The sequence below is a fragment of the Ensifer sp. Root423 genome, from assembly GCF_001426275.1.
Classification (GTDB): Bacteria; Pseudomonadota; Alphaproteobacteria; order Rhizobiales; family Rhizobiaceae; genus Ensifer; species Ensifer adhaerens.
The window spans coordinates 37,268-50,283 of record NZ_LMEG01000002.1 but is presented as its reverse complement, the minus strand read 5'-3'; the positions used below and the strand labels follow the sequence as shown (position 1 = coordinate 50,283).

The window sequence follows — 13,016 nt, the reverse complement described above, 5'->3', positions numbered from 1 at the left end:
CAGTTCTCCAAGTCGGGGAGCGCGATGAAGCGGTGCCTGCCCGCGAACAGGCCGAGCAGCTCCGTTCTTCCGTCAGGAGAGAACGCGCAGCCTGCAAGAAGGTTCTGTGTGCCTTTGGTGATTGGCCTGTGGCAGAAAACTCCGGGCGTCCGGGAACCAGTCACGCCGTTCGCGGGTTCGGTTGATCTTGAAGGAGGCACCGGGCATGAAAGCAGTCGGCAAGTGGCGGCATATCTGCGTCGATGCCCAGCGGATGTTTTTGGAGCAGACGCCCTGGCACGTGCCGTGGATGAAAAACGTACTACCGCAACTTGTCGAAATATCGGAACGCCATGCGAGCAACACAATCTTCACCCGATTTATACCACCCCTAAATCCACGCGACGCGGCGGGAAGTTGGAGGGACTACTATCAAAAATGGTGGATGATGACCGGCGAGCACCTGCCTAAAGAAATGCTCGAGCTGCCGCCCTCGTTTCAAAACCTTGTGCCGCCAGCCCGCGTCTTCGACAAAACGACCTATTCGCCCTGGGTTGATGGCCGGTTGTTTTCGCACCTTCGACAAGAAGGCGTGGAAACCCTCGTCGTTACTGGCGGCGAGACGGATATCTGCGTCCTGGCGACCATCCTCGGCGCGATCGATCTCGGGTTTGGCGTCACCGTGCTTTGCGATGCGGTCTATAGCGGCGCCGACGAAACGCACGATGCCGCCATGGATCTGCTCAGCGATCGGTATTCAGTCCAGCTCGAACTCGTGAAGACCGAAGATTTCTTAGCGGCGACGCCTCGCCGTGAAGCGTAACGCAGTCCGGAGCGTCAACGACATCTGGTCGTTTGAACAACCCGGTTACCCGTCCCGAGTGAGAAGGATCCGTCGATGCCTCTGAAAGCGCTTGCCTTAAACTGCACCTTAAAATCCTCCGCAGCCACCGAGGCGTCGTCCACCGATAAACTCCTAAGTCTTATTGCGGCGGAATTCGAGAAGCATCGCGTCGACACTGAGACGATCCGCTTGGCCGATCGCAACGTAAAACCAGGCGTGACTTCCGATGAAGGCGAGGGGGATGATTGGCCCGATATACGCAAGAAGATCCTCGATGCTAACATCCTGCTCATCGGCACGCCCATCTGGCTCGGGCAGCCATCGAGTGTGTGCAAGCGTGCCCTGGAGAGGATGGACGCATTCCTTGATGAAACCGACGAAAAAGGGCGCATGGTTTCTTACGGCAAGATTGCCGTCGTTGCTGTCGTCGGCAACGAAGACGGCGCCCATCACGTTTCCGCCGAAGTTTTTCAGGCACTCAACGACGTCGGCTTCACCATTCCGGCAAATGCGGTCGCTTACTGGGTTGGCGAAGCGATGGGCTCTACCAACTTCGTCGATCTGAGAAAGACCCCTGAGCCGGTAAAAACGATGATTGCAATGCTTGCCCGCAATGCATCCCATGTTGCCACCCTGCTGAAGAACTCTGCATATCCGGGTGACGAGAACTAAGGCCCTCCTACAACCGCCAAAGCAAGCCCCCTCGGTACCGGTTGAAGGATCGGGGTTGCAGAGACTCAAGCGCTCCTTCTCAATTTCCCCTGCTACAGGGATTGCGCGCCGCGTCAAAGCGGTCCAACCCTGCTCGGAGTAAGAGCCCGCGACCGCGCGGATCCGCAACAGATAGGCTGGGGTAAACGGTCACGAGGATCATGAAGGCGGCAGCGACGTCTATCGGGCGCCCGCGATCGCGCATGATCTTGACCGACCCCCCGAGCAATGCCTGCGCGGCGGTCGCGCCAAGTGCGACGACCGCATCCGAGCGGACGAGGGCAGCTCGGCGCCGAACCACCAGCAGCAACGTTGGAGTTCGCCTGCATTCGGTCGTGCATGTAGCCTTCGTTTGCCCCGTTGTTCATGCTTGAAATCCTTGACGGCGTTGGTCAGGTAGCAGTCTTGGCGGGATACCGGCCAAGACGCTGAGGACCCGACCGGCCGGAGCGACGAAAGGGTGGCCGGCGAGGTCTTATCCCCGGCTGTTCCCCGACGAGCACGAGGTCCGCGTCGGGCGGCGCTTCACCAAACACGATTTGGGTTGCGTGCTTGGGGCCGCAGCAGCGGCAGTCCCTGGCCTCCTTTAAGACCGCGCGGAGCGACGAGCCAGGGACATGGTCGCCGAAAGCGAAACCGCCCGATCGGCGATCGGTAGCTGGCGCGGTGCGGTTGATGCTTAAGGTCGCCATAACACGAGAAATCCGTCTGAGCCCGGGGGCAACCGGGCGGACGGGATTTGGTTCCACGGCTGCAGGGGCGCGCACCAAACTTGGATGGTTCAAAGCGCAATCTTGTGCCCGGCTACCCGGAGGCTCGCACTGCGATCCTCGTCACATCGAGTTTCATCTCGGATAGTCCCGGCCGTGCCCTCGAACGCCATTGCGCTATTTGATAAGGTTCTCCGCCATTTCCAGATGGTGCTCCAGGGCCGGAAGCATTTTTGCAGCCCAAGCCTTCAACTCCGCGTTTTCTCCGCCTTCGCTGTAGCGCTTGAACAGGTCCACCGCATCTTCATGCGCTTCCTGCTGATCGGAACGGTACTGTTTCCCAAAGTCTTCGCCCTTGAGATCGTTCAGCTTGGCGAGCATCTCCTTTTGAGCGGTCGTCATGGTCTTCGGCAGGGTCGCTTTGACCTTGCCACTGGAGACGAGGCCACTGAGGTCAGCAGTCGTCTTTTCGTGGTCTTGGACCATTTTCTGAGCGAAGACCTTCGTTGCGGCATCGCCCTTTTCCAAAGCAAGCCTGCTGGACTGAACTTCGAACAGATCGCTTGTCGCCGCTTCCTGGACGAAATCCTGTGTTTTAGGTGCAGCGCCGATCAGCGAGTTTATGCCGGATTTTTCCATTGCGGACTGGGCGAGGGCCGAACCGGCCAGAGTGAGCACGAGTGAAGCAAGAACGAGCTGTTTCATGATAGGTCTCCTGTCGGCAGGTCCAACTGCCAAGTGGAAAGAGTTAAGCCGTATGCGGGATCCGGGGTGCAGCCGAGCGCCCGCTGGCAACGCGCTGGCGATCGAGCAAACAAGACGTGCGCGCGGGCCGCGTGTCTAGCTTTCGTTCTTCGAGGGATCGGAGCGTCCGGTCGGAATAGAGCTGGTGGTTGCGGCAACCGGGTCGCTTGCGGGAAACGAACTCTCGAGACCTTCGTCGAGCTGTTCTTCCAGAGTGCCGGTATCCTTTGCGCTGCGCGCGCTTCTCAAAGACTCCACCGCCGGCGATCCCGTTTCATCGCCACCGGCGATTTCGCGGTCATCCCCCTCTTCGAACGCGGCTACTTGCACCATCATAGCTTTGGCCTTGGTCACGGCCGCATCGACGCCAAGGTCTCCGCCAGTGCTTTGTAGGCGAACGGAAATCACATCTCCGCCTTCTGCAACCCATTCGACGGTCATCACGCCTCCGGGATCTGTGAGCACCTGTTGTGCGATGATGTTCATTGTTCATGTCTCCTGTCTCGTTGGTACACGCCAACGCAAAACACGGTGCGGCGACCGGTGGTTCCGAAGATTGTCAACGCTTTCATGCAAAAAGGACCGCCCGCCGAGTATGGCGGACGGTCATCATGCTAAACCAGGATGAGCCAGCCCGTCCGGTTAGCGAGTGGACAAATCGGCACTCGGGACCTCGCCTGGAACCGGGCAGACAGTCCGCATTTCGTCCTCAGTCTCCAGACGGACTTCCGCGTTTCGGTCATCTGATCCCGGGAAGGGTTCGAGGCACTGTAACCTGCCGACTTCCCGAAACCTCTGGGTTCGGTCGACGTCATCGAGTCGTGCACGTCCTTGGCCGCCTTTCCACGGAACCTCAGCTCTTGCGGTCGGTGCCGCGACCGCCGCCCGTGGTGCCAGCGCCACTCTTAGCCCCGCCCGAACCGGCACTCTTGCCAGCCCCGGTTTCGCGACCGCCGGATTGTCGCTGCTTGTCGTCGTTCTTATGGCTTTGTTCGCCAGCCTTGCGATGCTGTTCGCTGCTGCCGCCCTGGCTGCGTTGATTTGCCATTGTCTTTCTCCTCGGTTGGTGCCCGCCGTAGAGTCGGCGGGCACCAACCCAAGCGTGGGGGATCGATATGGTTCCCCGCCAAGCAAAAAATCGCACCCCCGACCTTGGGTTTCGAACCCGCATACGTGCAGCGCGCCGTTGCCCGTGCGGATGCACCCCGATAGGAACTTCAACGCGCATCGCCGGTTCGGCCTTTCAAAAAGGAGGCAGACATGTCGAGTAACAAACCGAACGATGGCGCGCCGGGCACCGCTGACCAGTCACCGCGATGGGGAGGGCCCGAGAAAACGAGGCCGGATGATCCCGAAAAGGATCGGGATGCGGCCGGCGAAAACAATCGGGAACCCGCGAGAAATCGCCCTTCTGACGCGACCAAGACCAGGGACGACGCGAAGGGCCAGTTTGCGGAGCCCCAAGGCAACCGCAAGAGCACGGGAGTATCGAGTGCCAAGCCGACCGTGATCACCGGGTCTGAGGATATGTCGGGTCACCGCAGTCCGCCAGGAGGTAGGGAACCTCCGAAAGACTGGGACGTGGGTTTCGATCAGGCCGCACCGGACCGATCGAAAGAATAGTTCGCTCGGCGAGTGGGCGCCGGTTGGGGCGGTCGTGGAAACGACCGTCGCACCCGCGAGATTCTCCAAGACGAACATCCCGGCGGATCAAGCAACGAAGCTCAAGAACATGCGTCAACTGCCGCAACAACCACGAGAATGTCCCTAACGCGTTGGTTGAGTTGGGAAATCAGAACCCGCTCCCGCGCCTCTCAGCGAGCAGCGTCGATGTCCTCTCCGGCCACGCTATAGGGTGCCTGCCCTCCGGTCGCGGGCCAGTTGAAGTGCGCGGGCTCGCCGCTGTCGAATACGCCCTGGTAGCCATCTCCAAGGTGTCCTTATGCCCCATTGCGGGGGGCAGAAAGAGGAACCACGGACCCTAGGGAAGATCGAGAGAGTAACGAGAACGGCGGTCGATAGAAATGCACTTTGCCAGTTCTGAAGGACGCGAATCAGAACTGAGAGCTGGCGAGGTGATCGGTCACTGAAACAGAGGATCCCCGTGGCTCGAGGCTTCCGCGTTCTCCGCCTGACTGCTTCGTGTTGTTATAGCATCGTGATTGGCGCTAAGGAGGGCTATCGCCTTTCAAGTGGCGCGAGAGAAATTGATTCCGACCGTAACATCGTTCCTCAAGCGGCGATGGCATTCGGTGTGAGCTTCGCTGAGCAGGCGTATCATGTTTGGGAATGCAATTTGCGTCTGACTACCAGCTCTCCTCGTGAAGCCGGTCAAGCACGACGACGACCTCAGCCTGTAAATCCAGGCAAAGCTGCTGAAAATCATGGATTCGCTCCTCCCGTCGGGGCGTCTCTCGCTGAAGAGCATCGAGTGTATTTGCCGCCAACGCATATTTTTCGAAGAGGTCGTACAAACCATGATCTTTGACTGAACGCAATCGTTCGCGATGAGCGGGCAGAGCCATTGCCAAGCGCGCCCGTCCGAGGTGAACTAAACTCATGTAGCCTCCAGATTACTCATGTGAGGGGCCGCGAACATCGGGATATTTCACCCAGCCCACGACGAGACAAGAACTCCGATTGTCGCGTATCCCGCTTTGTGAACCAGAGAGCGCACTCCAGGAGGCAAGCCTCGTCGGTATGGCCGACACGGAACTCGTCAATCAGGAATCTTGCCAGTTGATTGCCTCGCTTGGAAAGTTTGGGAAATCCCGCTAAAAAGCAGGTCCTCTCAAATACTCGATGCAGCATTTCTACGTCTTTAGGACCGAGAGCGCAGTTGAGATCATCCGAGTGAAAGTACATTTGGGACCTCCCATGAAGGGCGGCGAAGCGTTCGTGGTATTCGCGTCCAGAAAACGTCGGCAGGGCTTGCCTGGTTCCACCGGGGAAATACCCAATTCGGGCTATTCGGGCACGTGATGAAGGGGATTGGTCGAGGGCGGGCAGTTGAGGACATATGAAATTATGGCGCCAGGGCTAGGGCGACCAGCCAACCTCCAAGGCGATCAAGACCCAGAGGCGTGCGTGCCTAAACCGTTCCCATATGGCCCTCTCCCAATCGTAGCTCAGGAAGCGAAACTTTTCATGTCGGCGGGAGCATGCACTTCCATTCGGGTGAATTGTCGCCCCGCCCTCCATCTGTAGCTTTTGAAGCGTGCTCCATCCGTTCAGACGAGCCGCTTGCACCAGCGTGCTTTGGCCTCTGCCGATCCCGGCAGAGGCCTTTATTCTACCCGTAGCCTCGGCACTGTGTCTGCCCGCGGGAGTTTGCGAAACTAGTGACGGGTGATTTCGGACGCAAGCTCTAGGAACCGGCCAATCGACCAAAGGTAGGCGACGATCTCCCACCTCAGGGCGTCGCGATTGCCGTACTTCTCTACTATTCGGTCAAGCTTTTCCTTAGTTGCAGTCTGCTCCTCAATTTCGCTAATCACGTAGCTGTCATGCCCCACGGCGCAGATGTCGCAGCCTGCCTCGATGACGTCGTCGACGAAGGCCGGGATTTCACCGGGGTCCATCTGACGTCGATTGTTTTCAGTCGAGCCGCTCCTCCATTGAGGCCGTGAAGCCCTACTGCGACCCACTTCGCTATCAGGCGCAAAACTGTCTCCGCCCTTGTCGGGGATACTGGGACAACGCTTGCGCTTGGCCATGCTCATGGAAATAGTAGCTCATCGGTTAGCGTGAGTAGGCGACGACTCTGCCTTGTCGGCGTAGATCTGTTGGCGTTCGGCAATCTGCTCTTTACGGGCCGGGTATTCCCGCAGAAGCTCGCGTTGAGGAGACGATCGCGTAAGCCTCGAAGAGATCGAGTAGGCAGCGCTCTCTGGCTTGGCGTCGCTGAGGGCGATATCGTGGCAGAGCATTTCAAGGCGGGTTCGCCCTAAGTGCATCAGTCTCATGGCTGTTTTCCTGTTTCAGTCGAAAACTACTGCGGGGATGCCAAAGGTGTCGGAAGGACGATGGCGACGGATTGTTGAGGTTCGTGCGATAGCGCGCTGTTCACGACGAGGTATCCGCCGATGACGAGCATCGCCAAGAGCATCACGCCGATAAGAAACCCTGTCGAGAATTTTTTCGGTGGCCCGCCGTAGCGGTATTGTTCGTACATAGTCCATTCCTCCGGTCGGCAACGACACCAGAGCGAACCGAAGGGACGGGCAGGCTGCCCTGGTGTCGTTGTCGGCCTATGCCGAATAGTTCGCCATAGGCTGAGGTGAGAAATAGCGTATCAGGGTCAGTTCTCCACGGGATTAGGACCATTGCGCCGGGGTTATGGGACTGAAGTCCCATGGTGGAACCGTTGGCGCTTTCCTAAGTTCTAACGTGTTGCTCGACCGCCGCTTGGTGATCGAAAGCGCCTCTAGGCCCCACCTTCAACCTCAACTCCGCAGATGGGGCCTATCGAGCGCGGTTTGCCTGTAGAAGCGTCAGATGTTTTACCTCACGGCCCCAGCGATGGGGCTGTCTTTTTCAATGAACGCACGCAGAAGCGACTAAATAGGAAAAGGCCCCTTCCGTCGACAGAGCCAACAGGCTGTGTTTGCAACGGGGTCCACTCCCACGGCGCGCGCCGATCCTGCTCAATGCATTCGCCGCTAAATCGGGCGCCTTCGTCCACCCACGACGATAATCCTCATCGGCAACCTCCAACCAGCTGCGCGGGCCCCGTCGTGGAAATGGCCGCGGCGACTAGGGATCATAAAAGAAATGGCCCCGTCGGGACGAGGCCAGAGGCACTTATCGAGAGAGAGTACTTCACTTCCGGGCGGATTGTGAAGGTGTCACCTGATCGGGGGCTCAGGGTCTCACGAAGCCAGAAACGTCGAGACTTCGTATCGGTTCCATTACACCGTAAGAAATGACCAGGCGGCGCGCTGGCGCGTGGGCGTGGGGCTCGTCCGTCGGGCACCTAGTGGGCCAAAGCCATCGCAGGTCCGGGAATCCCCTGTCGATCAATTCATAAAGAAGTGGCCCCGTCGGGCGCGACGAGGCGAGGGGCTACTTCGGGGGACACTTGGCATCAAGACAAGCGAAAAAACGCACGGGGCTGAACAGGTTCCTGTCGGCAGGGAGCGAACACAAAAAATGGCCCCGAAAGTCGATAACGGGGCCAAGCGAGCGTGTACCTGGCAGGTTTCGCACGCCTTCGCGTCGGAACCCGGTCGATGATCCGGCGTCGGGGATCATCGGCAAATCACAAACGGCCATCGATCCGAAAAGTTCCCTATGCGTCCGCACCGCGTCGGCGTGCTCCAGCCACATGGCACTCTCGAACAGTGCACCCTCGTCGCGTACATCCACGATCGAACTGGATACACGACTATTTTTGTCACGCACGACCCGGGGGAGGCGCTTGAGCTAGCCGACCGTATTGTCGTGCTGAACAACGGCTCAATCGAGCAGACGGGGCACGCCGGACGAGATCTACGATCACCCGTCTCAGTTCGTTTATGGGTTCATTGGCCAGTCGAACTGCCTAAGCGTCAGCGTGTCCGGCCGCGAGATCTGGCTTGAGGGCCGATCTACGGGGCTACCGACAACTGAGCACGATGGTCAGGCGGCCCTCTACTTTCGGCCCACGATATACAACTCGTCATGGGCTCCGAACACGGTCTTGTGGGGTCAATCACCGGAAGCCGGCGCGTGGCAGGCACTCGGCATCTTGAGGTGAGGTTGGAGAAATCCGCTTCAGTTGTGGAGCTCGAACTGCCGCCCGATCGAGTACTCTTTCCCCGCGAGAGTCGCATCGCCTTCAAGCCAACGGATGCTCTTTCGCGGCGAACACCGCGCGAATTTATCTGAGGCAAGTTTTCCCGACCGGTAGTTGGAGGTCAGTTTAGCGGCCCGACGCGCCGTAGCCGCCGGGCCGCTTAGGGAACAACAGATGCTCCGCCTGGGGCGGGGCGCTCTGAAGATTACCAGGTTTGCCGGCCGAACCAGTCATCCACGTCTTGTCGTGCCCGATCTTTTTCGAGGCCATACCGTTCCTGAATCTTGCCTTCGAGCTGATCGCGTTTGCCAGCAATTTGGTCCAAGTCGTCGTCGGTCAATTTGCCCCACTGTTCCTTGATCTGTCCCTTGAATTGCTTCCAGTTACCTTCAACACGGTCCCAATCCATGTCATTTCCTCCTGTGAATTGTGGATAGCAGCTAAACGCCTTGGCTACGCATTTGTTCAAATCTGCCTGCGGCGATGGTTCCGGGGACAACGGTGCGACGACTCCACAGGCGATCCAGCCGATCCCGCCACGGGAAGAGTTTGCCCGTCGACGATCCCGCGCCCGTAGCTTTATGGCCTCAGCGGAGAGCAAAGCAGTGCTAAAGATACGCGGCGCCAGCTGGACGCCGGCGAAATCCCGGCATTCGTCACTCGGGGGATAGAAGCAGGCTGCGACATCAGCGCGGTGGGCCACCTGAGCTATGGGATTGGCGAGGCCGAGGAGCAGGGTTACACGACGAAGCTCGACCAGATGGGAGAGACCGCGACCCGATTAGACTGCAGATCGTCGGGCTAATCTCTGGTCGATCGCGCGAAACGTGGAGGTTCCCTCCGAAGCAGTAAGTCAGTGATGTTACCGGCGGAGCCTCGCTCCATTGTCTGCCGGCCGACGATTCCAGCGAAACCGGTACCGACACCATGTCTAGACGCCGATCCCGACCTGTTCCTCTTCCCGGTGCTTGAGCTTCTGCGAACAGTCTGCGATGTTGGTTTCGGTTTTGTGCGCCAAGGATCCCTCATGATGTTGGAATGCCTTACCGAGGTCGGGGTGACAACGTCCTGACGCGTTGGAAGACGCCGCGTGAAAGTGCGGGGGCCTGTCGCTTCACGACCCCATCAACAATTTCCGACAGGCGCCCATGGCAAGAAACTCATTCGTAAGGGGCCTTGCGGGGGCACCCATCGACAACGAGAAGAAGGCAGACCGGCGATAAGAGGGGGTCGGATCCGTGCCCAACCTCGCTGCTCGAACTGGGAACACATTCCTGTTTTTCCGGTTTGAAGGTGTTCGAGAAGGAGAACGCCATGGCAGAGGATCGGTGGGAACGCGAGGAACGCTACGGACGCGATCTAGAGAAAGCAAAACAACCGGCGCCCTGGAACGAAAGCGTTGTGATAAGCCTGCCCAATGCGGATCACGAGGGGTTGGTTGGATCAGCCAGTGAAGCGGTAGCGGTTTTGCGAAACACTTGGTCCGGATCCAGATCCGGTCCGGCATATCAGGCTGCATTGACCACCTGTCTCGAAGCCATGAATGGTCACTTGCCTGGTTACATGGCCCGATTGGCCTTTGAAGAAGCTGCCCGTGAAGCAGGAGTCCTGCGCTGAGGCTTGTAGGACGTCAACTTTGAAGCCTTTCACCCTCTGGCCGATGCCTTGGTGCGAGGGGAAGCGGAGTGGAACGTACCGTGTTCGAACCCTCGCGGCACTCCACCTCGAGGCAGATTTCGCTCGAGCAAAATTCGGCCTTTGGGTGATACGCCCGCGGATGAGATCAAACATTTACGGAAGGAACAAAGCCGCGTGCTCATCGGTTGATGATCGACTGCACATCGAAACGAACGCGTTGGATCGGATCGTTCACATGGAGGCGCCACCACTTGAAAGAAAGCTTGCAGCGATCCTGGCTGCCGATATCGAAGGTTACTCGCGGTTGATGAATGCCGACGAAGAGCAGACCCTGGCGACCTTGACATCGCATCGTACTATCATCGACGGCCTTATTGAAAGTGCTCATGGAGAGATCTTCGGGACCGCGGGGGACAGCGTGTTGGCGGAATTCCCATCGATTGTGCATGCCTTCAACTGTGCGATCGCCATCCAGCAGGCCATGTGGCGTGCCAACCGGCCGCTTGCCGACAAACACAAGATGTACTTCCGCATCGGGATCAACGTCGGCGATGTTCTGGTGAAAGACGGCGATATCTTCGGGGATGGGGTCAACATCGCCGCTCGGCTTGAAGGCCTGGCCGATGCCGGCGGCATCTGTGTAACGCGAGGAGTACGAGATCATCTGCGCGATCGCGTCGACACCACCTTTGAGGATTTGGGTGAGCATCAGGTCAAGAACATTTCGCGCCCGCTCCGGGTGTTCCGTGTTCTGTTTGACCCGCAGTCCGAACCAAGCCCCAGTGCAGAGCTAACGTCCGTCCAACACCCGGAGCGATCCTCTTCGGTCGATCAGACCCTGCCGGAAGACCAAGACAAAGATGAAGCGCGCCGGGTTGAGGTGGCTTTTTGGGAGGCGGTTCAGGAGAGCGATGATCCGGCCGAATATCTCCTATATCTGAAGCGATACCCTGCGGGCGAGTTCGCCGAACTCGCAGCCGCGCGCGTTGCTCAAGGTGGGTCTGGGGCGGGCGAGCCAGGAATCGAGGTTTCATTCTGGGAAACGGTGCGGGACACCCGTAACGCCGAGATGATTGAAGCGTATTTATCAAAGTATCCAACGGGTCAGTTCGTCGAACTCGCCAAGATCTTGTTGGCAGACATTCACGCCAAATAAAAACACGCAACGATCCTCGTCACGACCAAATGGCTTGAAAAGCAGATGAGAGCGCCGACAGCGTCCGGAACGGGTGCGATGTTCCGGGTCGATCCAAGTATGCAACGTGATTGTGGAGGTATCGCTAGGGTAGCGCGTCTGATTCCTGTGCAACGCCCGCCTGAGAAACGCTAAAGGCTTGCCTTCCAAATCCGGCGCGGTGAAGCGGCCGCCTTGCGGCGGCCTCTTCTACTATATGATTTGGGTCTTGGGTGGAGGAGTGATCTGCCCTTCGAAAGGGTCGTCCTCTTGAGGCAGGACGCCGTTGGGGGTCAGATCGTCAACCGCCTTTGGCAGATCTCGGCTGAGGCGGCTCAAAATCTCCTCAGGAGAAAGACCCGTCCGCGCGGAAAGATCCTCCAGGACTTCCGGCCCGAGCGCTTCCGATAACTGCCTATCATCAATCTCGCTGTTTGGACCGGTCTGCACCCAGGATTTTGCGGTCTCCCCGTGTCCGTTGTGCTCGAACTGTTTGAGGAGATCGTCGAGACCACCCCTCAACACGCCGCCGGTCGATGAACCGCCGAGCAAGCCTCCGAGGCCACCAGAGCCTCCAGTCAGACCGCCAAGCAGGTCACCCAAACCTCCTCCGGCCTCCTGCTGACCGGTTGGCCCTTGGTCTTGTCGGTTCTGGGTCAGACCTTTCAGAAGCTCCCCGATCTTCTCCCTGTTCTGGTATCCTGCCACCGCAAGGACACTTAGCAGGGCTTTAAGTGCAGTGCTTACCATGTGCTTCTCCTCTTCTGTCATACATGCCCGTTCAGGCATCTACTGATTAACGACGGAGGTCGCGATCGCTGTTAACGCGAGGTCGGTGGCCTGCTCATCGTCGAATTTGTGGCGGATGGATCGCCAATGGCGCGGACCGAGGCTGGGTAATGGCTTTTCCTTTGGGTTAGAAGGAGCATCGGTAGACGCTTAAACTCCACCCGGCATCTCTTGTTCCGTTCAGCTGATGTTCCATGCCCCGATGGCACAGCGTATAAACTTTACTGACGAGCGAAAGTGGACTGGGGACGGCCTCAAAATCGAGGCTCATGATGTTAACGCCAGTCTTCAGTCGAAAGAGGGGAACGATAGTCAGAGCACGGTGTTTTGATCTTACCCGCCGGGCCGGATCTGCTGCCGCGCCAATACCTTAATCTCCAAACGAGAGAAAAGCCATGATTGAACGTCCAAATCAGCCCCCTGGGACGCTTGAGCGCAAGGTCGAACTCGAGCAGACGGTGCACTATGCAATCCAGGTCCTTGTCGAGGAAGCTTGCCTTTTGGGTTGGACCCAGGCTGAATTTCTGACGAGCATATCGGACACTGCGATCGCCAGGCTGAGCCTTCTGGATGAGGACGAAGCAATTTCCCCACCCGCAGAGGGTGACTTATCGCGGACCATTTATCCAACCGATTAGCCGGGTTGCCTGT

General features: G+C 58.5%; 13 protein-coding genes and 2 pseudogenes. 6 read left to right on the top strand and 9 right to left on the bottom strand.

Annotated elements, in window-relative coordinates; all coding sequences use genetic code 11:
* The first annotated feature begins 205 nt into the window (after window positions 1-205).
* Both ASD01_RS04200 and ASD01_RS04195 read left to right on the top strand, forming a co-directional pair.
* The gene (locus ASD01_RS04200) at window positions 206-802 is read left to right on the top strand and encodes a cysteine hydrolase family protein (RefSeq protein WP_034800483.1); all 597 of its coding nucleotides are present in this window, start codon (window positions 206-208) and stop codon (window positions 800-802) included.
* Between the two features lie 75 nt (window positions 803-877).
* Window positions 878-1,495 carry a flavodoxin family protein gene (locus ASD01_RS04195; RefSeq protein ID WP_034800481.1) on the top strand — a complete coding sequence of 206 codons (618 nt, stop codon included), beginning with the start codon at window positions 878-880 and terminating at the stop codon, window positions 1,493-1,495.
* A 926-nt stretch (window positions 1,496-2,421) separates the two neighbouring features.
* Here ASD01_RS04195 and ASD01_RS04185 read toward each other — a convergent pair.
* From ASD01_RS04185 to ASD01_RS04175, 3 genes are all read right to left on the bottom strand, one after another.
* Window positions 2,422-2,949, bottom strand: coding sequence for a DUF4142 domain-containing protein (locus ASD01_RS04185; RefSeq protein ID WP_034800479.1), 528 nt, complete (start codon window positions 2,947-2,949; stop codon window positions 2,422-2,424).
* 135 nt (window positions 2,950-3,084) lie between these two features.
* A complete protein-coding gene (locus ASD01_RS04180; protein ID WP_060529266.1) occupies window positions 3,085-3,474 on the bottom strand; it encodes a hypothetical protein in 390 nt (129 codons plus the stop codon).
* 367 nt (window positions 3,475-3,841) lie between these two features.
* A complete protein-coding gene (locus ASD01_RS04175) occupies window positions 3,842-4,036 on the bottom strand; it encodes a hypothetical protein (RefSeq protein ID WP_029742771.1) in 195 nt (64 codons plus the stop codon).
* Between the two features lie 386 nt (window positions 4,037-4,422).
* On the opposite strand from ASD01_RS04175, the pseudogene ASD01_RS36455 reads away from it, so the two are divergent.
* Window positions 4,423-4,611, top strand: a pseudogene (locus tag ASD01_RS36455) (hypothetical protein); the annotation flags it as partial.
* A gap of 225 nt (window positions 4,612-4,836) precedes the next feature.
* Here ASD01_RS36455 and ASD01_RS37355 read toward each other — a convergent pair.
* From ASD01_RS37355 to ASD01_RS04155, 4 genes are all read right to left on the bottom strand, one after another.
* On the bottom strand, window positions 4,837-5,043 hold the full coding sequence (locus ASD01_RS37355; protein WP_320410589.1) for a DUF6766 family protein: 207 nt from the start codon (window positions 5,041-5,043) through the stop codon (window positions 4,837-4,839).
* Window positions 5,044-5,294: 251 nt separating this feature from the next.
* Window positions 5,295-5,549, bottom strand: a complete 255-nt coding sequence (locus ASD01_RS04170) for a hypothetical protein (RefSeq protein WP_060643576.1) — start codon at window positions 5,547-5,549, stop codon at window positions 5,295-5,297.
* A gap of 777 nt (window positions 5,550-6,326) precedes the next feature.
* Window positions 6,327-6,710, bottom strand: coding sequence for a hypothetical protein (locus tag ASD01_RS37350; protein WP_318267903.1), 384 nt, complete (start codon window positions 6,708-6,710; stop codon window positions 6,327-6,329).
* Between the two features lie 269 nt (window positions 6,711-6,979).
* Window positions 6,980-7,162: a hypothetical protein gene (locus tag ASD01_RS04155; protein ID WP_034800470.1), complete on the bottom strand. Its 183-nt coding sequence runs from the start codon at window positions 7,160-7,162 to the stop codon at window positions 6,980-6,982.
* Between the two features lie 1,187 nt (window positions 7,163-8,349).
* Here ASD01_RS04155 and ASD01_RS35340 point away from each other — a divergent pair.
* A pseudogene (locus ASD01_RS35340) lies at window positions 8,350-8,856 on the top strand (ATP-binding cassette domain-containing protein); the annotation flags it as partial.
* Between the two features lie 113 nt (window positions 8,857-8,969).
* Here ASD01_RS35340 and ASD01_RS04150 read toward each other — a convergent pair.
* Window positions 8,970-9,173 (bottom strand): CsbD family protein, encoded by a 204-nt coding sequence (locus tag ASD01_RS04150; protein WP_029742764.1) that lies wholly within the window; start codon window positions 9,171-9,173, stop codon window positions 8,970-8,972.
* Between the two features lie 905 nt (window positions 9,174-10,078).
* Between ASD01_RS04150 and ASD01_RS34390 the strand changes: the two genes are divergently transcribed.
* Together ASD01_RS34390 and ASD01_RS04145 are read left to right on the top strand one after the other, a co-directional pair.
* Window positions 10,079-10,381 carry a DUF982 domain-containing protein gene (locus ASD01_RS34390; RefSeq protein ID WP_156553151.1) on the top strand — a complete coding sequence of 101 codons (303 nt, stop codon included), beginning with the start codon at window positions 10,079-10,081 and terminating at the stop codon, window positions 10,379-10,381.
* Between the two features lie 256 nt (window positions 10,382-10,637).
* Complete coding sequence (locus ASD01_RS04145; RefSeq protein ID WP_034800519.1) at window positions 10,638-11,558, top strand: adenylate/guanylate cyclase domain-containing protein; 921 nt, start codon at window positions 10,638-10,640, stop codon at window positions 11,556-11,558.
* 231 nt (window positions 11,559-11,789) lie between these two features.
* Here the strand turns inward: ASD01_RS04145 and ASD01_RS04140 are convergent, their stop codons facing one another.
* Window positions 11,790-12,326 (bottom strand): YidB family protein, encoded by a 537-nt coding sequence (locus tag ASD01_RS04140; RefSeq protein ID WP_051659551.1) that lies wholly within the window; start codon window positions 12,324-12,326, stop codon window positions 11,790-11,792.
* Window positions 12,327-13,016 lie beyond the last annotated feature (690 nt).

Coding starts and splice junctions, on each gene's coding strand:
- ASD01_RS04170 (WP_060643576.1), bottom strand. CDS start 5,549: ATGAGTTTAGTTCACCTCGGACGGGCGCGCTTGGCAATGGCTCTGCCC.
- ASD01_RS04180 (WP_060529266.1), bottom strand. CDS start 3,474: ATGAACATCATCGCACAACAGGTGCTCACAGATCCCGGAGGCGTGATG.
- ASD01_RS34390 (WP_156553151.1), top strand. CDS start 10,079: ATGGCAGAGGATCGGTGGGAACGCGAGGAACGCTACGGACGCGATCTA.
- ASD01_RS04155 (WP_034800470.1), bottom strand. CDS start 7,162: ATGTACGAACAATACCGCTACGGCGGGCCACCGAAAAAATTCTCGACA.
- ASD01_RS04140 (WP_051659551.1), bottom strand. CDS start 12,326: ATGGTAAGCACTGCACTTAAAGCCCTGCTAAGTGTCCTTGCGGTGGCA.
- ASD01_RS04185 (WP_034800479.1), bottom strand. CDS start 2,949: ATGAAACAGCTCGTTCTTGCTTCACTCGTGCTCACTCTGGCCGGTTCG.
- ASD01_RS04175 (WP_029742771.1), bottom strand. CDS start 4,036: ATGGCAAATCAACGCAGCCAGGGCGGCAGCAGCGAACAGCATCGCAAG.
- ASD01_RS04145 (WP_034800519.1), top strand. CDS start 10,638: ATGGAGGCGCCACCACTTGAAAGAAAGCTTGCAGCGATCCTGGCTGCC.
- ASD01_RS37350 (WP_318267903.1), bottom strand. CDS start 6,710: ATGAGCATGGCCAAGCGCAAGCGTTGTCCCAGTATCCCCGACAAGGGC.
- ASD01_RS04150 (WP_029742764.1), bottom strand. CDS start 9,173: ATGGATTGGGACCGTGTTGAAGGTAACTGGAAGCAATTCAAGGGACAG.
- ASD01_RS04195 (WP_034800481.1), top strand. CDS start 878: ATGCCTCTGAAAGCGCTTGCCTTAAACTGCACCTTAAAATCCTCCGCA.
- ASD01_RS04200 (WP_034800483.1), top strand. CDS start 206: ATGAAAGCAGTCGGCAAGTGGCGGCATATCTGCGTCGATGCCCAGCGG.